Raw genomic sequence first — 21,013 nt, 5'->3', positions numbered from 1 at the left:
GGACCCATGGCGAGCCTGGCGACGAGGGTGGAGCGGCTGCTGGACGGTCCGCGGCCGTTGCCGATCGTGCAGGCCGGCGACCCGGTGCTGCGCACGCCCGCCCGGCCGTACGCCGAGGATCCGCTGGAGCCCGGACTGCTGGCGGCGTTGATCGCCGCGATGCGCGAGACCATGCTGGCGGCACCGGGTGTCGGCCTGGCCGCCCCGCAGGTCGGGCTGGGTGTGCGGATCGCCGTGATCGAGGACACCGCGGCCGTCCCGACGTCGATCGCGCTCGCCCGGGAGCGCACGCCCGTGCCGTTCCGGGTGCTGGTCGACCCGTCGTACGAGGCGGTCGACGACGAACTGGTGTCGTTCTACGAGGGCTGCCTGTCCGTCGCCGGCTACCAGGCGGTCGTCGCCCGGTCGCGGGCGGTACGGCTGCGGTGCACCGACGAGCAGGGCCGGGCCGTCGACGAGGAACTGACCGGGTGGCCGGCCCGGATCGTCGCGCACGAGGTCGACCACCTGGACGGCATGCTCTACCTGGACCGCGCGGTGACCCGGTCGCTGACCAGCAACGAGAACTACCTGAGCCGGTGGGCCACCCCGGTCCCGGACGTCGCGGGCCAGGCCCTGGGATTCTGACCCCCGGCGCCCGGATAGGCTCGGCACCATGCGCATCGGTGTGGTGATCCTGCCCCAGTACCCGGCCCGGGAGACCTCCCGCCGCTGGAAGTCCTTGGACGACAGGGGTTTCGCCCACGGCTGGACCTACGACCACCTGGCCTGGCGCACGCTGGCGGACCAGGACTGGCACTCCACGATCGTGACGCTGGCCATCGCGGCGACCGCGACCGAGCGCATCGGCATCGGCACCTGGGTCGCCTCGCCGAACTTCCGGCACCCGGTCACCTTCGCCAAGGACCTGATGTCCCTGGACGAGCTGTCCGGCGGTCGGGTCAACGCCGGGATCGGCGCCAGCGGAACCAATTTCGACTCGGTGGTGATGGGACAGCCGCCACTGGGGCCGAAGGAGCGGGTGGACCGGCTGACCGAGTTCGCCGAGCTGACCGACCTGCTGCTGCGGCAGCGCGAGACCACCTGGCAGGGCACGTACTACACCGCCGAGCAGGCCAGGATGAACCCCGCCGGCTCGCGCGAGCGGATCCGGATGATCCTGGCCGGCAACGGTCCCCGGTCCATCCGGCTCGCCGCGAAGTACGACGGCTGGGCCACCATCGGCCGCGGCGAGGAGGACTACGCGAGCTGGTGGGCGACGATCGAGGAGCTGGCCGGCCGGTTCGACCGGGCCGTCGGCGACCGGGCCGTCCCGCGGTACCTGTGTGCGGAGAACATGCCGGGCAACACCTTCGACAGCGTCGAGCAGGTGCACGACACCGCCGGTCGCGCAGCGGCTCTCGGCTTCACCGACCTGATCATCCAGTGGCCGCGGGAGGAGCCGCCCTACCAGGGCGACGCCGGCCTGCTGGACCGCCTCGCGGACCGGCTGGTGATGGGCGACCTGCGGGTCTGACAGCTTTCCGACGGTCAGGGCAGACGCAGCAGCGTCTCCCGCAGCACCGGGGCGAACGGATCGGCCATCTGCAGCGCCACCCGGCAGTGCGCCCCGCTCTGCTCCGGGTAGCCGCTGTACTTCCCGCGCAGGTCGACGATGGTCTGCCCGCGGCCGGGCCCCTCGGTGGCGTCGATCTCCACCCGGACCGTCGGTGCCAGCGCCATGGTGACCGCGCCGGTGGCGATCGCCATCGCGAGCGGGTCGTGCAGCGCCGACCCGCGGAAGCCGAGAATCGGCTCGTAGAAGGCGAAGTAGACGTCGAGCATCTCGCCGATGGCCCGCGGCACCGCACCGGGGGCGGCCAGCAGTGCCTCCCGGTCGGGCTCGGTGAACAGGTGCCGCATGGTGACGTCGAGGCCGACCATCGTCATCGGCCAGGCCGCGGCGAACACCGCGGCGGCGGCGATCGGGTCGTTCCAGATGTTCGCCTCGGCGACCGGGCTGACGTTGCCCGGCGCGGCGGCCGCCCCGCCCATCACCGTGACGTGCTCGACCAGACCGGGCAGCTCCGGGTCCAGTTCGAGCGCGGCGGCGAGGTTGGACAGCGGGCCGGTGGCGACGATGTGCAGCCGACCCTGGTGCTCGCGGGCCAGCCGGACGATCGTCTCCGCGGCGGCGGTGGGCTCTAGCGGCCGGGAGGCCGCCGGCAGGCTGATCCCGCCGATCCCGTTGCCGCCGTGCACCTGTGGCGCGCCGCCGTCGAACTCGCGGCCGATCGGATGGGTGGCACCGGCCGCCACCGGCACGTCCGGGCGGCCCGCCAGCGCCAGCAGCTCCAGCGTGTTCTGCGCCGCCTGCTGCACGTCCACGTTGCCGAAGGTGGTGGTGATCGCCACCGTGTCCACTCCTGGATCGGCCAGCATCACCCCGATCGCCATCGCGTCGTCGATGCCGGTGTCGCAGTCCAGCAGGAACGGTCGGCCCTTCTCAGCGGTGCTCACCCGCCGATGATAGGGGTCGCGCCCTCAGCGCTGGATGCCGCGGTGCGGTGGTCGTTCCAACGGGTCGACCACCCCGATGAGCACCGCGACGGCCGGTGCGATCAGCAGGATCCCGGCGCCCAGGGTGAGATACTGACCCGGCCCGGCCATCGCCTCGCCGTCGGCCAGCACCGCCAGCGGATCCGGCGAGAACAGCCGCAGCAGGCCGTATCCCATGGTCAGCAGACCGACCAGCACCAGCACCGCGGCCGGGATCCGGTACGGGTGCTCGCTGCGGGTGGGCACGGCCAGCGCCACCGCCAGCACCACTGCCAGACCGGCCCCGACCAGCACGGTCACCGCAGGCCGGAAACTGCCCTCGCCGCCGGTGAGATCGTTGAGGTTGCTGCCGGCCAGCTCGTTGTCGCCGCCGATCGACCCCCAGCCGGAGATCTGCGTCACGCCACCGGTGTCGGTCGCCACCGACAGCCACACCTGGAAGGACGCCAGCACCAGCATCGCCCCGCCCAGCAGCACCACGGCGGCCAGGGCGAGCCGCCACCGGGTCTGTTCGGCGGTCCTGCGTGTCGGTGCCATGGGCCCCGACGCTACCTGCCCCGCCTACGATCCCCCTGTGACGACGGTGATCGACCTCGAAGGGGTGCTGCTGGGCAGCGACCTGCCGGTGCAGGCCTACGCCCGCCATGCCACCGAGCACCTCGACCCGGCGGCGGCGACCGCGGTGATCGACGGGATGCGCGACTTCCTCGAGGGCAAGGGCACCGGGCTCGCCGGTGCACTGGGTGTCGACCTGACCGGGGTCGAGGACGGCACCGAGGCGGTGACGCTGCTGGCCCGGGCCGCCGGGGTGCCTGATCCGGCGCTGGCCGGCGCGCACATCGCCGCGCAGCGCGACCTGCTCGCCTCGCTGTTCGTCCTCGATCCGTCCCCCGCGCTGGCAGCGCTGCCGGCCGGTGAGCCGGTGTGGGTGGTCAGCGAGCTGCCGCCGGCCGATGCGGCGCAGGTCGTCGGCGCGCTCGACGACACCGGGCGCACGGAGCGGATCGTCACCTTCGGCGAGCTCACCGCGGCCCCGCCGGCGGGGACGTGGACGATGGTCGCGCACTGCTGGGAGGGCGAGCTGGACCGGGCGGCGGCGCTCGGCGCCCGCACCGCGCACCTGGACCGCTTCGGCACCGGCACCGGCTCCCCCACCTGGCGCGCCCGCACCCTGCCGGACCTGCTCGCGGCAATGGCGGGCGGGGCGTCATGACCGACCTCCGCACGCCGGACGGCGAGCCCGCCGAGCTGCCGGTGCTCACCGTCGCCCACCTGTCCGACACCCACCTGACCAGCGCGGGCACGCTCTACAACAACGTCGTGGACGCCGATCTCGCGCTCGACCGCGCGGCGGCCGTGCTGGAGCAGGCGGCCGCGGACGGCCGGCCGATCGACGTGGTCGTGGTCTCCGGCGATCTCACCGACACCGGCGACCCGGACGCCTACCGCCGGCTGCGATCCAGGTTGGAAGGCATTGCCCCGCAGATCATCTGGGCGACAGGCAACCACGACGTGCGGGCCGAGTTCCACCGCAGCCTGCTCGGCCGGACCGAGGACGGCCCGGTGCTGCAGGTGGTCCGGCTGCCGCAGCTGCGCATCGTGGTGCTGGACTCGACCATCGTCGGTGCCGGGCACGGTCGGCTCGAGCCCGGCCACCTCGCAGAGCTCACCGCGGAGCTGGCCGAGCCGCACCCGGGCGGGTCGGTGGTGGTGCTGCACCACGCCCCGCTGCCGCCACCGTCCCCGCTGCTCACCTACTTCGCTCTGGAACGCGAGTCCCGCCGTGCGCTGGCAGCCGCGCTGGCCGGCACGGACGTACGCCTGGTCCTGGCAGGTCACCACCACCTGGCCGGCTCCGGCATGCTCGGCACGGTCCCGGTGGCGGTGGCCGGGTCGACCGCGATCCGTACCGACCCACTGGCCCGGCCCGGCCACGAGCGGACCACCCGTTCCGGGTCGTTCAACCTGGTGCGCTTCTACGACGATGGCCACACGGTGTCGGTCATCCCGGTCGACGGCGCGGAGCAGGTGTTCGACCTCGATCCGGCCGCCGCGGCCGCGGTGATCGACGCGCACCCGGTGAACCAGGTCGGCTAGGCCAGCAGCACCGCCAGCCAGCCGCCGAGCAGCAGGAACGGCCCGAACGGCAGCGCGTCCTTCGCTGTCCACCGCCCGGCCGCGATGCCGGCGATGGCCACCACCGCCGCCGTGACGAAGGACAGCGCGACGGCCAGCACAGCGGTCTGCACCGACAGATAGCCGGCGAGCAGGCCGATGCTCGGCACCAGTTTCACGTCACCCCAGCCCATCGACCGCGGCGAGATGCGGGCCGTGGCTGCGAAGATCGCCCAGACCACCACTGCCGTCAGGGCCGCCCTGCCGATGTCCCCCGACCCCGGTGCCCACCACGCGGTGAGCCCGACCACCGCCGCGGACACGGCAATTGCCGGCAGGGTGATCGCGTCGGGCAGCCGGTGGTGCCGCAGGTCGACAGGCACCAGCAGCACGCCGAGCCAGCCCAGCAGCAGCACCGCGCCGAGCTGCGGCGTTCCCCAGCAGACTGCCACGCCGACGGCCGTCACTGCTGCTCCGCCGACCTCGGCCGGCCCCGCCCGCAGCACCGTTCCTCGCGCCAGTCGCGCCAGCCACCACCGCGCCGCCGCACCGGCAGCCGTGCCCACCACGGCGCCCAGCGCCGCCACCACCCCGAGCATGAACATCCCCCAGTCCCCCGCCGGTCCCCACCGGCCCGACCAGGGTGCCACAGGATCAGCTCGAGGCGGTGTGCTTCCAGCTGTCCAGGTAGGTGATCTCCTCGATCGGCCGGCGGGTGGCCGGCCTGAAGTCGGTGCCCTTCGTCCAGGCGACCGGCAGCATGGCGGCCTGGGTGACGCTGTCCGGGATGCCGAGCAGTGCGGCGGTCTCCCGCTCGTGGGCGAGGTGGAAGGTGGTCCAGACCGAGCCGAGCCCGCGGGAGCGCAACGCCAGCTGGAAGCTCCAGATCGCCGGGTGGATCGACCCGAAGAAGCCTGCGGCCTGGGAGATGTCGGTGATCCGGCCGAGCAGGCACGGGATGACCAGCACCGGCACCTTGTCGATGATGTCGACCAGGTACTCGGCGGACGAGCGGACCCGGGTGCCCTGCTCGTCTCGCGGGACGTCGGCGGAGGCGGCGAGATAGTCCTCGCCGCCGGAGCGGTAGAACTCGGCCAGCTTCGCCCGCTTGGCGGGGTCGGTGACCACCAGGAACCGCCAGCCCTGGGAGTTGCTGCCGGTGGGCGCCTGGGTGGCCAGCCGGAGACAGTCCAGGATCACCTCCGGCGGCACCGGCCGCTCCAGGTCCAGGCGCTTGCGCACCGCCCGGGTGGTGGAGAGCAGCTCGTCGGTGACGGAGAGATCGAACGGTGCGGTCATGGCGCCGAGGGTAGGCCTCCGGCCGGACCTCAGCGCCAGCGCGGTGCCGGGGCGGGCCGGTCCCCGGCCGGTGTGCGGACACCTTCGTCGCTGCGCCCGGCCGCCCAGGCCAGCTTCGCACCGATGCTGCCCTGCACCTCCGGCACGCTGTCCCAGCCGCCGGTGATCTCGGCGTGCAGCCGCTCGGACAGGTCGGCGGGCAGGTCGTCCCAGCTGTCCCCAGCGTTCAGATCCATGGCGTGCAGCCAGGTCTCGCGACAGCGCATCCAGACGGTGAAGGACTCCGGGAAGAACTCACCGCGGTGCGCGGCGCCGACGGTGGCGTCCCAGGCCTCCTCCGGCAGCTGCGCCCAGCGCTCGGCCAGCGCGGCCCCGGTCTCCGCCACGAACTCGCGCAGCTGTGCGGCGGGAAGGGCGGCGCCCTCCTCGATCTCGGCGTCGCGACCCTCCTGCGAGGGGTACATGGTCTGCTCGATGCCGGTGGCCGCCCAGTCGGCGAGGCGGCGCAGGCCGGCCGCGTTGTAGGCGATGTGCGCGGCGACGTGCGCCCGGGTCCAGCCGGGCAGCAGGCTGGGCCCGGCCAGGTCCTCGTCGCGGACCCGGGCCAGGGCCGCGTCGAAGAACGCCGTGCCGGCGGCGACCAGTTCGAGATCGGTGTCGGGGCGCGGCATCACGCCACCGGCAGCGGGAGAGCGGACCCGGCGGCGGCGAGCAGACCCTGCCGCATCGCCTCCCGGGGTGCGGGGAGCCCGGTGAACAGTTCGTTCTGCCGGAATGCCTGGTGCATCAACATGTCCAGTCCTGTCACGGTGATCCGGCCGGGCACCCCGGCCTCGGCGAGCGGGGTGGGCCACGGGTGGTAGATGGCATCCAGCAGCACCGGCACCGGGGCCAGTGCGGCCGCCAGCTGGTCGGCGCCGCCGGCCGGCACGGTGGAGATCACCACGCCGACCTCGCCGGCCACCGCCGCCACGTCCTCCGGGACCATGCGGATCTCCTGCACCGCGAGTCCGAGTTCGGCGGCGAGCTCCGCACAGCCGGCCGTGCTCTCCGGCCGTCGACCGGCGAGAATCACCGATGCGGCGCCCATCTCGGCGAGCGCGGCGCAGGCGGAGCGGGCGGTGTGACCGCCGCCGAGCACCAGCGCGCCGGACACGCCGGAGACACCGGCGGCCTGCAGCGCCCCGCGCACCCCGTCCACGTCGGTGTTCTCGGCCATCCAGCCGCCGGAGATGTTGCGCACCAGGGTGTTCGCCACCCCGAGCACCTCGACCCGGGCGCTGCGTTCGGTGGCCACCTCCGCAGCCGCGGCCTTGCCGGGCATCGTCACCGAGAACCCGACCCACTCCGGCCCGGCCTCCCGGACCAGTGCCGGCAGCATGGCGGCGTCGCAGCGGATGCGTTCGTACCGCCAGTCGGTCAGCCCGGCCGCCCGGAATCCCGCCCGGTGCAGGGCGGGCGAGAGCGAGTGCTCGACCGGATCACCGAGCACCGCTGCTCGTCGTCCGCTGTCCTGGCTCATTCGTCGAAGACGCCGTTCTGCTGGGCCTCCGCGACGCACTTCTCGTGCTCGGCGTTGGTCACCGAGAAGCACGAGTTGCCGGCGGTGTCGATCTTGACGAAGAACAGCCAGGGTCCCTCGGTGGGCGCGACCGTGGCCTCGAGAGCGTCCGGGCCGGGCGAGGAGATCGGCGTGGGCGGCAGCCCGGCCACCGCGTAGGTGTTCCACGGGTTGCTCGTGGCGCGCTCCTCCTTGGTGGTGGAGATCTGCGCGCGGTCAAGGAAGTAGTTGACCGTGGAGTCCATCTGCAGCTTCATCCGGTCCTGGATGCGGTTCTCCACCACCCGCGCCACCTTCGGCATGTCGACGGTGTTGCTCTCCCGCTCGACGATGGAGGCGATGGTGAGGGTCTGATAGGTGTCCAGGCCGGCGGCGCGCGAGTCGGTCACGATGTCGGACGCGGCGAAGGTGGCCGAGGACGCGGTCAGCACCGCCTTGAGGGTGTCCAGCGGGGACGCGTTGGCCGGGATGTCGTACTCCCCGGGCACGATCAGCCCCTCCAGCCGCTTGTCCGGCTCGGGGGCGTTCTGCACGGCGTTCACCGCCCAGTCCGGCACGCCCAGTTCGACCGGGTCGGCCGTCTCGGCCACCGTCCAGAGGTCCTGCACCGGCCAGCAGTCCGACTTCCCGTCCAGCGGCACGCAGGCGGCCGCCGCGATCTGGCTCAGGTAGCCCTCGGTGACCGTGCCGCCGCCGCCGGACTTCGTGGACACGTCGGCGAGCCGGCGACCGGGGATGATCCGGATGTGGCCGACCCGGTTCTGTTCGGCGACCAGCTGGTTCGCCGCCTCGTGCGCGGGCAGCGCGGTCTGCAGCCGGAAGTAGCCGGGCGGCAATGCGGCCACGTCGGCATCGCCCGCGGTGGCGTCCAGGAACGCCTGGGCGGAGGCGACCACCCCGGCCGCGGCCAGCGTGCCGGCGATGTCGTCCCGGCTGTCCCCGCTCTGCACCCGGATCACCGTCTGCGGACCCGGTGCGCCGGCGAAATCCGGGACCACGTCGGCGTTGTGCCGCCAGATCAGGAAACCGCCGGTGATGCCGCCGGCGATCACCAGCAGGATGACCAGGGCCAGCAGACTGTGCCGGCGGCGCTTGCGGTTCCGCCGGGCCTGCGCCTCGCGGCGTTGCCGCTGCGCCTCCCGCCGGGTCACCGGGGACGGGGCTGCCGCCTTGGGCGTCTCGGTGCCGGCGGTCCGGGTCAGGGCCTTGCGCAGCTCCGCGACATCGACGTTGCCGGTGTCGTCGGAACGGTCGCGGTCCCGGTCCGGCCCGTCGAAGATCCCGAGGTGGTCGTTCACCCGCGGCTCCGCAGCCGGTCGAGGTGGGTCTGCAGGATCCCGACGGCGGCGGCCTGGTCGACCACGGCGCGCCGGGCCCGGCCCTTGACCCCGCTCTCGGCCAGCGACCGGTTGGCCACCACGCTGGTCATCCGCTCGTCCACGAGGACGACCGGGACCGGTGCGATCCGGCCGGCCAGCTGGTCGGCGTAGGCCCGGGCGGCCGCCTCAGCGGGGCCGGCAGTGCCGCGCAACGTCCTGGGCAGACCCACCACCACCTCCACCACGTCATGGTCGGACACCAGCCGGACCAACTGGTCGAGATCCGACCCCGCGGCCACGTCCCGGGCGAGCGTGCTCACCGGTGTGGCCAGAATGCCGTGCGGGTCGCTGATCGCGACGCCGACTCGCACCGTACCGACGTCGACCCCCAGACGCACCCCTCGGGGGGCGGTCACGAGGCCGATCCACCTCCGGCCCGGACGGCCTCGACGAGCGCCGCCAACGCCCGGTCGGCACCGGACGGATCGGTGCCGCCGCCCTGCGCCATGTCCGGTCGGCCGCCGCCGCGGCCGGCGATGTCGGGCAGGAAAGATTTCACCAGGGTGCCCGCGGCCAGGCCGGACGCCACCGCGCCCGGGGTGAGCGCGACCACGAACGGCACGCTGCCCTCGGCCGGGGCCAGCAGCGCGACGACCGCCGGCCGGTCCTGCAGCCGGCCCCGGACGTCGGTGGCCAGCGTCCGCAGGTCGCCGGCGGAGGTGCCCGGGCTGGTGGCGGCGACCACCGTGATCCCGCCCACCTGCTGCGCCTTGTCGACCAGCGCCGCCGCCGACGCCCCGGCCGCCGCGGCCCGGAACTTCTCCAGTTCCTTCTCCGCGCTGCGCAGTCGCTCGGCCATCGCCTCGATCCGGGCCGGCAGCTCGCCGGGCTGCACCTTCAGCGACGCGGCGATCTGCGAGAGCAGGGTGCGCTCGGCGGCCAGCTTGTGGAACGCCTCGATACCGACGGCCGCCTCCAGCCGGCGGACGCCGGAGCCGACCGACGACTCGCCGGTGAGCACCAGCGGCCCGATCTGGCTGGAGTGATCGACGTGGGTGCCGCCGCAGAGCTCGACCGACCAGGGGCCGCCGATCTCGACGATGCGGACGACGTCGTCGTAGGTCTCGCCGAACAGTGCGATCGCGCCGAGCTGGTCGGCCTCCTGCTTGCTGCCGTAGACCACCCGGACCGGCAGGTCGCCGCGGACCGCGAGGTTGGAGACCTCCTCGATCTCGCTGCGGGTCTCCGCGGACAGGCCCTGCGACCAGGAGAAGTCGAGCCGGAGGTAGCCCGGCTTGTTGAAGGAGCCCGCCTGCAGCGCGTCCGGCCCGAGCACCTGGCGCAGCGCGGCGTGCACGACGTGGGTACCGGAGTGCGCCTGCCGCGCGCCGAGCCGCCACTCCGGGTCGACCCGGGACAGCACGGACGCGCCCTCGGTCATCTCGCCGTCGGTGACCCGCACCCGGTGCACCCAGAGCTTGCGGTCCACCTTCTGCACGTCGAGCACGTCGGCGGAGAACCCGTGGCCGGTGATGGTGCCGGCGTCCGAGTCCTGGCCGCCGGACTCGGCGTACAGCGAGGTGCGGTCCAGCACCACCTCGACGGTCTCGCCCTCGGCGGCCGCGGGGATCCGCTTCCCGTCGACCAGCAGGCCCTTGACGGTGCCCTCGGTCTCCAGCTCGGTGTAGCCGGTGAACTCGGTGGGACCGTCGGCGAGCAGCCGCCGGTACTCGGTCATGTCGGTCAGGCCGCCCTTGCGCGCCTTGGAGTCGGCGCGGGCGCGGTCCTTCTGCTCCTTCATCAACCGCTGGAACTCGTCGGTGTCGACGGTCAGGCCGGCCTCCGCCGCCATCTCCAGGGTGAGGTCGATCGGGAAGCCCTGGGTGTCGTGCAGCTGGAACGCGGTGGCGCCGGTCAGCACGGTGCCGCCGCCGGCCTTCGTCTGCTCCGCGGCGGTCTCGAAGAGCCGGGAACCGGTGGTGATGGTCTTGAGGAACGCCTGCTCCTCGGCGACCGCGACCCGCTCGATGCGCGGGTAGTCGGTGGCCACCTCCGGGTAGGACGGGCTCATCAGGTCGCGGACCACCGCGGTCAGCTCGCCCAGCACCGGGTCCTCGCAGCCCAGCAGCCGGGCGGCGCGCACGGTGCGGCGGAGCAGCCGGCGCAGCACGTAGCCGCGACCCTCGTTGCCGGGGGTGACGCCGTCGGCGATCAGCAGCGTGCCGGACCGGATGTGGTCGGCGATGACCCGGAACCGGACGTCGTCGGCGTGGCCCTGTTCGCCGCCCGCGCCGTACTTCTTGCCGGTCAGCTGCTCGGCCGTGGTGATGATCGGCCGCAGCAGGTCGGTCTCGTAGACGTTGTCGACGCCCTGCAGCAGGAAGGCGACCCGCTCGACGCCGAGCCCGGTGTCGATGTTCTTCTTCGGCAGCGACCCGATCGGCGGGTGCCCGTACTTCGGGCTCTCGTCGCCGCGGATGTCCTGCATGAAGACCAGGTTCCAGATCTCCAGGTAGCGGTCCTCGTCGACGACCGGGCCGCCGTCCTTGCCGAACTCCGGGCCGCGGTCGTAGTAGATCTCCGAGCAGGGGCCACCGGGACCGGGAACGCCCATGTCCCAGTAGTTGTCGAGGCCGTCACGGCGCTGGATGCGCTCGGTGGGCAGGCCGGCGATCCGCTGCCACAGCTCGATGGCCTCGTCGTCGTTCTCGTAGACGGTGACCCAGATCCGCTCCGGGTCGAAGCCGTAGCCGCCGTCCTCCTGGGAGCCGGTGACCAGCGACCAGGCGTGGGTGATCGCGCCTTCCTTGAAGTAGTCGCCGAAGGAGAAGTTGCCGGCCATCTGGAAGAACGTGTTGTGCCGGGTGGTGATGCCGACGTTCTCGATGTCCAGGGTGCGCACGCACTTCTGCACGCTGGTGACCGTCGGCGCCGGCGGGGTGGCCTGGCCGAGGAAGAACGGCTTCATCGGCGCCATGCCGGCGATGGTGAACAGCACCGTCGGGTCGTCCGAGACCAGCGAGGCGGACGGGCGCACGAGGTGCCCCGCCTTCTCGAAGTGGTCGAGGAACCGGCGGCGGATCTCGTGGGTCTCCATCAGAGGTGTCCGATTTCTGTTGCAGGCATGACTGGACGTGGGGTGAGGCTGCTTCGGGGCGCCGAGGTTTGCCGGGGTGTCGGGGTCTGCGACTCAGGCGGAGCGGCGCGACGGGTCGGCGTCGACGGTGCTACTGGCGACGGTGCTGCCGGCCTGCGGGCCCATCTGGTCCGGGGCGAGCATGGCGACGGCGCCGGTGGCGTTGTCGATCATCGGGCGGTAGGCGGCGCGCCGGTTGGCGGCGCCCTGCCGGACGTCGGAGGCGAAGGAGCCGACGGCGTTGCCCAGTTCGGCGATGGCATCGGCGACGTCGGCGGCGATGGCCGAGGGGGTCAGCTTCGCGGCCAGGGCGGCCCGGGCGGCTTCCTTGGCCCGCCGGGTGCGCCGGGTCGCGGCGACGCCGAGGGCGACACCCGCACCGAAGTAGTAGATCCGCTTCACCGTCGCTGACCCTTCTCATCCGGCCTGATCCGCCCGGTCCCCGGGCAGTGCGGCCCCAGACTACCCGCCGGGGCGTGGGCCACCGATCGGGTTGATTTGGCGGTGCGGCGTGCTGGTGATGAGGATTGACCGGTGACCGACCACACCCCCGAGCAGCCCTCCGACGCCACCACCCCGGACTGGCGGCGCACCGCCGTCGTCTACCAGATCTATCCCCGCTCCTTCGCCGATGCCTCCGGCGACGGCATCGGGGACCTGCCCGGCATCACCTCGCACCTCGGTGACCTGGCGGAACTCGGCGTGGACGCCGTCTGGCTGTCGCCGTTCTACACCTCGCCGCAGGCCGACGCCGGCTACGACGTGGCGGACTACCGCGACGTCGACCCGCTGTTCGGCACGATCGACGACTTCGACGTGCTGCTGGAGCGGGCGCACGGACTGGGCCTGAAGGTGATCATCGACCTGGTGCCGAACCACAGCTCCGACGAGCACCGCTGGTTCCGCGAGGCGCTGGCCGCGGCGCCGGGATCGGCGGAACGCGACCGCTACATCTTCGCCGACGGCAAGGGCGTCGACGGGGCGGAGCCGCCCAACAACTGGCTGTCGGTGTTCGGCGGGCCGGCCTGGACCCGCACCACGAACGCCGACGGCAGCCCTGGCCAGTGGTACCTGCACATGTTCGACACCCGGCAGCCGGACTGGAACTGGGACAACCGGGCGATCCACGACGAGTTCCTGTCGGTGCTGGCGTTCTGGCTGGACAAGGGTGTCGACGGTTTCCGGATCGACGTGGCGAACTCGCTGATCAAGGCCCCGGGCCGGCCGGACCTGGACCTGAGCAGCCCGGTGTCCACCTTCGCCGACCTGCCGGACGGCGAGGAGCCGGCGGTGGCCGACCTGCCGATGTGGGACCGCGAGGAGGTGCACGAGGTGTACCGCGAGTGGCGGTCGCTGTTGGACACCTACTCCCCCAGCCGGATGCTGGTCGCCGAGGCGTGGGTGCGACCGCTGCACCGGCTGGCCCGGTACGTCCGGCGCGACGAGATGGACCAGGCGTTCAACTTCGACTTCCTGGCCTCGCCCTGGGACGCCCGGGTGCTGCGGCTGGTCATCGACCGGTCGATCTCCACGAACGCGGAGGTCGGGGCGCCGACCACCTGGGTGCTGTCCAACCACGACGTGGTCCGGCACGCCTCGAGATTCGGTCTGCCGCAGGATGTCCCACGCCCGAACGGGATCCGCGCCGGCGATCCGCAGCCCGATGCGGTGCTGGGTCTGCAGCGGGCGCGGGCGGCGACGCTGCTGATGCTGGCGCTGCCCGGTTCGGCGTACCTGTACCAGGGTGAGGAGCTCGGACTGCCCGAGCACACGGACCTGGACGACGACCTGCGGCAGGACCCGACCTGGTGGCGCTCGGACTACGAGATCGCCGGTCGCGACGGCTGCCGGGTGCCGCTGCCGTGGGTCGGCGGCGCGCCGGGCAACGGGTTCGGGCCGTCGGCGGCCACCTGGCTCCCGCAGCCGGCGTCGTACGCGGACCTGGCCTGGGACCGGCAGTTCGGCGTGCCGGGCTCGACGCTGGAGATGTACCGGGACGCGCTGCGGCTGCGCGCATCCCTGGGTCTGGCGACCGGCGGACTGGCCTGGCTGGACGATGCCCCGGCGGGGGTGCTGGCGTTCACCACGGCCGGGATCACCGTGCTGGCCAACATCTCCGACGCCCCGGTCCCGCTGCCGGCCGGTGAGTTGCTGCTGTCCTCGGAGGCGCTGCCCTCTGGGGACGCAGCCGGGACCCTGCCGGTCGACACCACGGTCTGGCTGCGGGTCTGAGATCTGCTGCTGTTGCCCGCTCAGGGCAGCAGCAGCAGTTTGCCCGTGCTGCGCCGCCCGGCCAGGTCCTCCTGCGCCCGGGCGGCGTCGGCCAGCGGGTAGGTCCCGCCGATCCGCACCTCGAGCCGGCCGTCGGCGATCCAGCCGAGCACCTCGGCGGAGCGGGCCAGCAGTTCGGCCCGGGTGCGGGTGAAGTGGGCCAGGGTCGGGCGGGTCAGGTAGAGCGATCCGAGGCCGTTCAGCCGCTGTGGGTCGAACGGCGGGACCTGGCCGCTGGACCCGCCGAACAGCACCATCGTGCCGCGGACTGCGAGCGAGGCCAGCGAGGCGTCGAAGGTGTCCTTGCCGACGCCGTCGTACACCGCCTGCACCCCGGCCCCGCCGGTCAGCTCGCGCACCTTGTGCTCGAAATCCTGGTAACCGACGATGATCTCGTCCGCTCCGGCGTCCCGAGACAGCTCCGCCTTGGCGTCGGTGGACACGGTGGTGATCACCCGGGCGCCGCGGATCCGGGCGATCCGGGTGAGCAGCAGGCCCACTCCACCGGCGCCGGCGTGCACCAGCACGGTGTCGCCGGGGCGGACCGGGTACGAGTCGGTGGCCAGGTAGTGCGCGGTGAGGCCCTGCAACGGGAAGGCGGCGGCCTGCTGGTCGTCGACGCCGTCCGGGACCGGGATCAGTGCCGCGGCCGGGGCGTTGACCAGGCCCGCGTACGAACCGTGCACGTCGCACCAGGCGACCCGGTCGCCCACCGCGACGCCGTCCACCCCGGGTCCGATGGCCATTACCGTGCCGGCGCCCTCGCGACCGGGGACATTGGGCAGCGGTTCGGGGTAGACACCCTGCCGGCGGTAGATGTCGATGAAGTTGATCCCGGCCGCGGCGACCCGGACCTGCACCTGGCCCTCGCCCGGCGCCGACACGTCGATCTTCTCGACGGTGAGGACCTCGGGCCCGCCGTACCCGGTGACGGTGATCGCGTCGGTCTGCGTGCTCACTTCTTCTCCTCCTGATTGGTCTCGGTCCGCTTGTCATCGGCGGCGGGCGTGCCGCGGACAGCGCGCCGCAACTTCGGCATCCGCTCGGCGAGGGCGCGCTCGGCGCCCCGACCGACGGGTTCGTAGTAGTCCCGGCCGACCAGCTCGTCCGGCGGGTACTGCTGGGTGGCGATGCCGTCCGGGGTGGACGGCGGGTAGACGTAGGTCTGGGCGTTGCCGAGGGCCGCGGCGCCCGGGTAGTGGCCGTCGCGCAGGTGCCGCGGAACGCTGCCCGCCTTGCCCGCGCGGACGTCGGCCATCGCGGCGTCGATCGCGGAGACCACGGCGTTGGACTTCGGCGCGCTGGCCAGGTGGATGGTGGCCTGGGCCAGGCCGATCCGCGCTTCCGGCAGCCCGACCAGCTGCACCACCTGAGCGGCGGCGACGGCGGCCTGCAGGGCGGTCGGGTCGGCCAGCCCGATGTCCTCCGAGGCGTGCACCATCAGCCGGCGGGCGATGAACCGCGGGTCCTCCCCCGCCTCGATCATCCGGGCCAGGTAGTGCAGGGCGGCGTCGACGTCGCTGCCGCGGATCGACTTGATGAACGCGCTGATCACGTCGTAGTGCTGGTCGCCATCGCGGTCGTACCGCACTGCGGCGCGGTCCACCGCACGTTCGACGGCGGCCAGGTCGACCTCGTCCTGCCCGGTCCCCTTCACCGAGTCGGCCGCGGCCTCGAGCGCGGTGAGTGCGCGGCGGGCGTCGCCACCGGAGAGGGCGAGCAGCTGGGTCCTGGCCTCGGCGGTGAGGGTGACGGCGCCGGCGAGGCCGCGTTCGTCGAGAACCGCCCGGTCGATCAGGGCGGCGACGTCCTCGTCGGTGAGCGGCTGCAGCTGCAGGACCAGGGAGCGGGACAGCAGCGGCGAGACGACGGAGAAGAACGGGTTCTCGGTGGTGGCGGCGATGAGGATGACGGTGCGGTTCTCCACGGCGCCGAGCAGCGAGTCCTGCTGCGTCTTGGAGAACCGGTGCACCTCGTCGATGAACAGCACCGTCTGCTCGCCGGTGCGGCGCAGGGCCGCGGCGGCGTCCGCGATGACCGCGCGGACCTCCTTGACACCGGCCGACAGCGCGGAGAGCTGGGCGAACCGGCGGCCGGTCGCACCGGCGACCAGGGTGGCGAGGGTGGTCTTGCCGGTGCCGGGCGGGCCGTAGAGCAGCATCGACGACGGCGCCCCGCCCTCGACCAGGCGGCGTAGCGGGGCGCCGGGCTTCAGCAGCTGCTGCTGGCCGACCACCTCGTCCAGCGTGCGCGGGCGCATCCGGACGGCGAGCGGGGCGCGGGGGTCGACCGGATCGAGACCGTTGCGGTACTCCACCGCCGCGCCGGCGGCTGCGCTCGTCGGTACGGCGGGCCGGGGCGTCGGGTCGCCGAACAGGCCCAGTTCTCCGTCGGTCACCTGGCGAGATTACCGAGTCCCACCGACAGTGCCGGACCGCCCCGGCTACGCTGCGGCCGTGGAGATCCTGCGTTACACGGCGTTCTCGTCCGATCCGTCCGGCGGTAACCCGGCAGGTGTCGTCCTCGACGCCACGGGTGCGACCGACGCCGAGATGCAGCGCATCGCGGCCGATCTGGGTTACTCGGAGTCGGCGTTCCTGTTCCCGAGCGGACCGGGGCGGGCACGGATCCGCTACTTCTCGCCGCTGGCCGAGGTGGACTTCTGCGGGCACGCGACGATCGCGACCGCCGTGGCCCTCGCCGAGCAGCAGGGGGCGGGGCCGTTGGTCCTGGACGCCAATCCCGGTGAGATCGAGGTGGCGACCCAGCTCACCGACCAGGGCATGACGGCGACCTTGGTCAGCGTGGTACCGCAGGTGTCGGAGATCGCGCCGGCCGTGATCGCCGAGCTGTTGGCCTGCCTGCGGCTGACCGAGGCCGATCTCGACCCGGAACTGCCGGTGCGGCAGTCGTTCTCGGGCAATCTGCACCCGGTGGTGGCGGTGTCGGCGGAGGCGCTGGAGTCGTTGGACCAGGACCAGGACGCGCTGGCCGCGCTGATGTACGACCACGGCTGGGGCGCGACGGTGGCGGTGGTGCACCGACTTTCGGACGACGAGTTCGTGGCGCGCAACCCGTTCCCGCCGGGCGGTGTCCGGGAGGACCCGGCCACCGGCTCGGCGGCAGCGGCGCTCGGCGGCTACCTGCGCGCCATCGGTGCCGTGACCCCGCCGGCCCGGATCGTCGTGCAGCAGGGTGCGCACATCGGCCGGCCGGGCCGGCTGGTCGTCGACATCCCCGAGGCCGGCGGCATCTCGGTGACCGGCACAGCGGTACCGATCGCGGAGTGAGCCCCTGGTTCTGATCCGGCCCCGGGTGATGGTCAGACGGTGTCGCCGGCCACCAGCAGGTGGACGAACCGCATCTTCTCCAGGACGGCCGGGGGCAGCACGAAGGGGTAGAGGTCCTTGTGCCCCATGGACCGGTTGACCATGTTGAGCGACCAGGTCAGCGGCACCCAGAGCTCGATGATCCGGTCGAACCCGGCGGCGCCGGCGTTCGGCCGGTCCAGCGTCGCGCCGGCCGGAGCCATTGCGAAAGCAGCTGCGGTGTCGAGGGTGTCGCGGATGTGCAGGTAGTGCGCGAAGGTCTCCGCCCAGTCCTCGGCCGGGTGCATGGTGGCGTAGGAGGACACGTAGGTCTCCTCCCAGCCGGCGGGCGCGCCCTGCGAGTAGTGCCGGTCCAGTGCCGCCTGGTAGTCGAGATCCGGGTCGCCGAAGAGACTCTCGAACCGCTGCCGGGCCTCGCCCTGCTCGGCGAGCACCGAGAAGTAGTAGTGGCCGATCTCGTGCCGGAAGTGCCCGAGCAGGGTGCGGTAGGGCTCGTCCATGGAGACCCGCAGCTGCTCGCGGTGGGCGTCGTCGCCCTCGGCGAGGTCCAGCGTGATCACGCCGTCGGCATGCCCGGTGACCACCGGCTCGTGCTCGCTGGAGAGCAGGTCGAAGCAGAGGCCGGTCTCCGGGTTCTGGTCCCGGCCGACAATCGGCAGGGACAGCTCGTCGAGTTCCACCACCAGCCGGCGCTTGGCGGCCTCCGCCGCGGCGAACTCGCCCAACGCGATCGTGTCGTCGTCCGACGGCCGGGTGCGGGTCAGTGCGCAGGAGCGGCAGAGGCCGTCCGGGGACCCGAAGGGGGTGACCCAATTGCAGGCGGCGACCGCCAGGTTCGCGCACATGGTCGCCGGGTCCCCGTTGTCGGTCGTCGCCCCGTCCGCCCCGACCAGCCGGAACGAGCGGGTCGGCAGATCGAAGCCGACGCTGTTTCCGCAGTTCAGACATACCGAGTTCTCGAACGCCAGCCGCTGGCCGCAGTTCGGACACAGGAAGTCCCGCACGATCCACCCTCCGTTGATGCCCAGTTCGGTCGAAATGACCACGGACAGTGTGACCAGTGGCCGGGCGACTCAAACTACCCGCACCGGACATCACGGCGGTGCCGTCAGAACGGGGCGGGGTCGTCATCGATGTTCCATTCGTTGGCGTGTTCGGCGGGGTGGACGACCGCGGGTGGGGGTCGGTGGGTGCGGTGTCCGAGGGGTGAGGTGAACGTTGCGGTGCGGTCGGCGTGCTCTTGGTAGGTCCAGTCGGTGTGGGTTTTGAGCAGGTGGTGGTGGCGGCACAGGGGTCGCAGGTTGTGCAGGCAGGTTTGTCCGCCGCGGGTGGGGCTGTCGTGGTCGTAGGGGGTGACGTGGTCCAGGTCGCAGGTCTGTGCGCGGCGGCGGCAGGAGGGCCAGGAGCAGTGCGGGTTGAGGTGTTCGATTTTGCGGCGGAGCCGGCTGCCGGGGACGTAGTGGGTGTCGGAGGCGCCGACGGGTGTGCCGGTGTGCTCGTCGAGGATGAGCAGGCTGACGGTGGTGGTCGCTTCGGCCATGGCTTGGGCGAGTTCGGCGGTGATGGGTCCTTGCCGGTGGAGCAGGCCGGGGTTGCGGGCCAGGGCGAGCAGGGTGTGCAGGGACATGGTGACGGTGGTGTGGAAGGCGTGTTCGGCGCGGACGGGTCTGGCGGCGGGGTGGATGTCGGTGACCTGGGTGTCGTGGTGGTCGGCGTCCGGGTCGTGCGGGGAGATCCGGAACCCCCGCCGGGCGGGTGCTTCCTCCGGGTCCTCCGGCTCGGCGTCCTTCGGACCCGGGTTCCCGGCTGACCCTGCGCGGGCGTCAACTGCGGGCCGGTCGGCGGGATCGCTGCTGTTGAGGTAGTCGATCAGGTCCTGCAAGTCGTCGGGTTCGGTGCTGCAGTCGCTGTCGGTGGCGTCGGGCGTGGCTCGGCCACCGGTGCAGCCGCCGGAGTCGTCGGAGTCGTCGGAGCCGTCGCCAGGGGATCGAGGCCAGCCGGGATCGGGCATGGCTCCGCCCGGAGCCTCCTCATTGTTGCCGTCTGCGGTGCCGCATCGGTCATGTTCGCCGGAGTCGACGCCGGCAGCCGAGCCGGTAGCGGACCCTCGTGACGCCGGACCGGCGTCACCACTTCCGTGGTAGTTCTCCTCGGCTACTTCGTCGAAAACCCCTTCAGCTGCGTCGGGCATGGCTCCGCCGCGGGCCGTTTCATCGCTGTCGTCGGCGGACCGCGGTCGGTCATGTTCGTCGGCGTGGGCACCGTTGTCGTCCGGTTCGGGTGGGTCGGGCATGGCTCCGCTGCCGGCGATGTCGTCGGCGTCGGCGATATCGACGGATTCAGCGTCAGTGTCGTCCACGTCGAGAAGGCTGGAGCCGCAGGTGTGGTCGGCCCGGTCGTCCTGACCGCTATCGCTGTTCTCGTCGGTATCGGTCTTGGGGGCGGTCGGCTCGGTGGCGGTGGTGTGGGCGGGGTCTTCGTCGCCCGCGGGGGCCGCGCTGTCGTCGTCGACATCGCCGGTCGAGTCGGTGCTTTCGTGCGCCGATTCTCCGCCGCACGACTTGTCGTCGGAAGGAGCCTGACCGCCCTCGGCGCCGGACTCGGTCGCGATATCTGACTCGGTGGCGGTATCCGGCTCGGTGGCGGTATCCGGCTCGGTTGCGGTATCCGGCTCGGTGGCGGCGTCGGGCCCGGGCCTGGTGTCGGTCTCGCCGGCGGGGTTCATCGACGAAGCGTTGGCTGCGGAGCCGCCCGTCTCGGGTTGCCCGGTCGGCGGCTCGGTGTGCTGGTCGTCGGTGTGTTCGGCGGTGGTGTCGGCCGGGCTGCCGTCGGTGCTGTCGGCGCCAGCGGTGTCGGCTCTGTCGGTGGCATCGTCGGTGGTGTCGGCCGGGCTGCCGTCGGCGCTTTCGGCGTCGGCCATGTCGGCCGGGTCGGTGACATCGTGCGCGGTGATGTTGTTCTCGCCGCTGCCGGTCTCGCTGCCGCTGCTGCCGCTGCTGTCGCTACTGCTGTTGTGGGTGGTGTGGTGGCGGGTGTGGGGTGCGAGTTCGGGGAAGTGATAGAGGTCGGTGAGGGTGATGGTGTGTCCGGCGGCGAGGCGGGCGAAGAGGTCGGTGAGGGCGTCGGCGCGGCGGGCGTCGGTGCCGCGTTCGTCCATGCCTTTGGTGGCGTCGGCGAGCAGGTCCAGGACGGTCATGATCATGGCGGCGTCTTCGGCGGCGAGGTCGCCGGTGAGGCGGGCCATGCTGCGGCGCAGCGGTTGGACGGTGACGGTGCGTTTGGCGAAGGCTTCGTGTTCGTCGTTGACGGCGCGGTCGGGGTCCATGGCGGTGACGAGTCGTTCGGCGAGGGCTTTGAGGTTGGCCAGGCAGCGGCCGGGGGCGGTGTGCAGCATGTGTTGTTCGAACAGGTGGCGGAGTTCGGGTGGCAGTTCCCAGGCTTTGTC

General features: G+C 72.5%; 20 protein-coding genes. 6 read left to right on the top strand and 14 right to left on the bottom strand.

Features of this window, described 5'->3' with window-relative positions; genetic code table 11:
- Positions 1-6: 6 nt before the first annotated feature.
- Positions 7-627, top strand: a complete 621-nt coding sequence (locus tag GIS00_RS25615) for a peptide deformylase (RefSeq protein WP_154771314.1) — start codon at positions 7-9, stop codon at positions 625-627.
- 28 nt (positions 628-655) lie between these two features.
- Complete coding sequence (locus tag GIS00_RS25610) at positions 656-1,516, top strand: LLM class flavin-dependent oxidoreductase (protein ID WP_154771313.1); 861 nt, start codon at positions 656-658, stop codon at positions 1,514-1,516.
- A gap of 14 nt (positions 1,517-1,530) precedes the next feature.
- Here GIS00_RS25610 and GIS00_RS25605 read toward each other — a convergent pair whose 3' ends face one another.
- Positions 1,531-2,499, bottom strand: coding sequence for a nucleoside hydrolase (locus GIS00_RS25605; RefSeq protein WP_322098443.1), 969 nt, complete (start codon positions 2,497-2,499; stop codon positions 1,531-1,533).
- 24 nt (positions 2,500-2,523) lie between these two features.
- The gene (locus GIS00_RS25600; protein ID WP_154771312.1) at positions 2,524-3,075 is read right to left on the bottom strand and encodes a hypothetical protein; all 552 of its coding nucleotides are present in this window, start codon (positions 3,073-3,075) and stop codon (positions 2,524-2,526) included.
- Positions 3,076-3,112: 37 nt separating this feature from the next.
- Between GIS00_RS25600 and GIS00_RS25595 the strand changes: the two genes are divergently transcribed.
- A complete protein-coding gene (locus GIS00_RS25595; RefSeq protein WP_154771311.1) occupies positions 3,113-3,751 on the top strand; it encodes a hypothetical protein in 639 nt (212 codons plus the stop codon).
- On the top strand, positions 3,748-4,635 hold the full coding sequence (locus GIS00_RS25590; protein WP_154771310.1) for a metallophosphoesterase family protein: 888 nt from the start codon (positions 3,748-3,750) through the stop codon (positions 4,633-4,635). Before GIS00_RS25595 ends, GIS00_RS25590 begins: the two co-directional genes overlap by 4 nt.
- On the opposite strand, the gene GIS00_RS25585 is transcribed toward GIS00_RS25590, so the two are convergent.
- The 8 genes from GIS00_RS25585 to GIS00_RS25550 form a co-directional block, all read right to left on the bottom strand.
- The gene (locus tag GIS00_RS25585; protein ID WP_154771309.1) at positions 4,632-5,303 is read right to left on the bottom strand and encodes a prepilin peptidase; all 672 of its coding nucleotides are present in this window, start codon (positions 5,301-5,303) and stop codon (positions 4,632-4,634) included. The genes GIS00_RS25590 and GIS00_RS25585 overlap by 4 nt on opposite strands.
- Before the next feature lie 4 nt (positions 5,304-5,307).
- Positions 5,308-5,952, bottom strand: a complete 645-nt coding sequence (locus tag GIS00_RS25580; RefSeq protein ID WP_154771308.1) for a nitroreductase family protein — start codon at positions 5,950-5,952, stop codon at positions 5,308-5,310.
- A 29-nt stretch (positions 5,953-5,981) separates the two neighbouring features.
- Positions 5,982-6,623, bottom strand: a complete 642-nt coding sequence (locus GIS00_RS25575; protein ID WP_154771307.1) for a maleylpyruvate isomerase N-terminal domain-containing protein — start codon at positions 6,621-6,623, stop codon at positions 5,982-5,984.
- Positions 6,623-7,474, bottom strand: coding sequence for a shikimate dehydrogenase (locus tag GIS00_RS25570; protein WP_154771306.1), 852 nt, complete (start codon positions 7,472-7,474; stop codon positions 6,623-6,625). The genes GIS00_RS25575 and GIS00_RS25570 overlap by 1 nt, the downstream gene beginning before the upstream one ends.
- Positions 7,471-8,811, bottom strand: a complete 1,341-nt coding sequence (gene mltG, locus GIS00_RS25565) for an endolytic transglycosylase MltG (RefSeq protein WP_154771305.1) — start codon at positions 8,809-8,811, stop codon at positions 7,471-7,473. The genes GIS00_RS25570 and mltG overlap by 4 nt, the downstream gene beginning before the upstream one ends.
- Positions 8,808-9,248 (bottom strand): Holliday junction resolvase RuvX, encoded by a 441-nt coding sequence (gene ruvX, locus GIS00_RS25560; protein ID WP_322098442.1) that lies wholly within the window; start codon positions 9,246-9,248, stop codon positions 8,808-8,810. The genes mltG and ruvX overlap by 4 nt, the downstream gene beginning before the upstream one ends.
- Positions 9,245-11,929, bottom strand: coding sequence for an alanine--tRNA ligase (alaS, locus tag GIS00_RS25555; RefSeq protein ID WP_154771304.1), 2,685 nt, complete (start codon positions 11,927-11,929; stop codon positions 9,245-9,247). The genes ruvX and alaS overlap by 4 nt, the downstream gene beginning before the upstream one ends.
- Before the next feature lie 93 nt (positions 11,930-12,022).
- Positions 12,023-12,370, bottom strand: a complete 348-nt coding sequence (locus GIS00_RS25550) for a hypothetical protein (RefSeq protein WP_154771303.1) — start codon at positions 12,368-12,370, stop codon at positions 12,023-12,025.
- 132 nt (positions 12,371-12,502) lie between these two features.
- Between GIS00_RS25550 and GIS00_RS25545 the strand changes: the two genes are divergently transcribed.
- The gene (locus tag GIS00_RS25545) at positions 12,503-14,200 is read left to right on the top strand and encodes a glycoside hydrolase family 13 protein (protein WP_322098441.1); all 1,698 of its coding nucleotides are present in this window, start codon (positions 12,503-12,505) and stop codon (positions 14,198-14,200) included.
- 20 nt (positions 14,201-14,220) lie between these two features.
- On the opposite strand, the gene GIS00_RS29205 is transcribed toward GIS00_RS25545, so the two are convergent.
- Positions 14,221-15,198 carry a quinone oxidoreductase family protein gene (locus tag GIS00_RS29205; protein WP_322098440.1) on the bottom strand — a complete coding sequence of 326 codons (978 nt, stop codon included), beginning with the start codon at positions 15,196-15,198 and terminating at the stop codon, positions 14,221-14,223.
- Complete coding sequence (locus GIS00_RS25535) at positions 15,195-16,499, bottom strand: replication-associated recombination protein A (RefSeq protein WP_154771356.1); 1,305 nt, start codon at positions 16,497-16,499, stop codon at positions 15,195-15,197. The genes GIS00_RS29205 and GIS00_RS25535 overlap by 4 nt, the downstream gene beginning before the upstream one ends.
- A 196-nt stretch (positions 16,500-16,695) precedes the next feature.
- Here GIS00_RS25535 and GIS00_RS25530 point away from each other — a divergent pair, with 196 nt between their 5' ends.
- The gene (locus GIS00_RS25530; protein ID WP_322098438.1) at positions 16,696-17,529 is read left to right on the top strand and encodes a PhzF family phenazine biosynthesis protein; all 834 of its coding nucleotides are present in this window, start codon (positions 16,696-16,698) and stop codon (positions 17,527-17,529) included.
- Between the two features lie 32 nt (positions 17,530-17,561).
- On the opposite strand, the gene GIS00_RS25525 is transcribed toward GIS00_RS25530, so the two are convergent.
- Together GIS00_RS25525 and GIS00_RS28585 are read right to left on the bottom strand one after the other, a co-directional pair.
- Positions 17,562-18,572 (bottom strand): zinc-binding metallopeptidase family protein, encoded by a 1,011-nt coding sequence (locus GIS00_RS25525; protein ID WP_407666930.1) that lies wholly within the window; start codon positions 18,570-18,572, stop codon positions 17,562-17,564.
- Between the two features lie 104 nt (positions 18,573-18,676).
- Positions 18,677-21,013, bottom strand: a 2,337-nt coding sequence (locus GIS00_RS28585; RefSeq protein WP_154771302.1) for a DUF222 domain-containing protein, incomplete at its 5' end; no start/stop codon positions are given.

The sequence above is a fragment of the Nakamurella alba genome, assembly GCF_009707545.1.
GTDB classification, from domain to species: Bacteria; Actinomycetota; Actinomycetes; order Mycobacteriales; family Nakamurellaceae; genus Nakamurella; species Nakamurella alba.
Note: the sequence above shows the minus strand (reverse complement) of the source record. Positions and strands in the feature narration are given on the sequence as shown.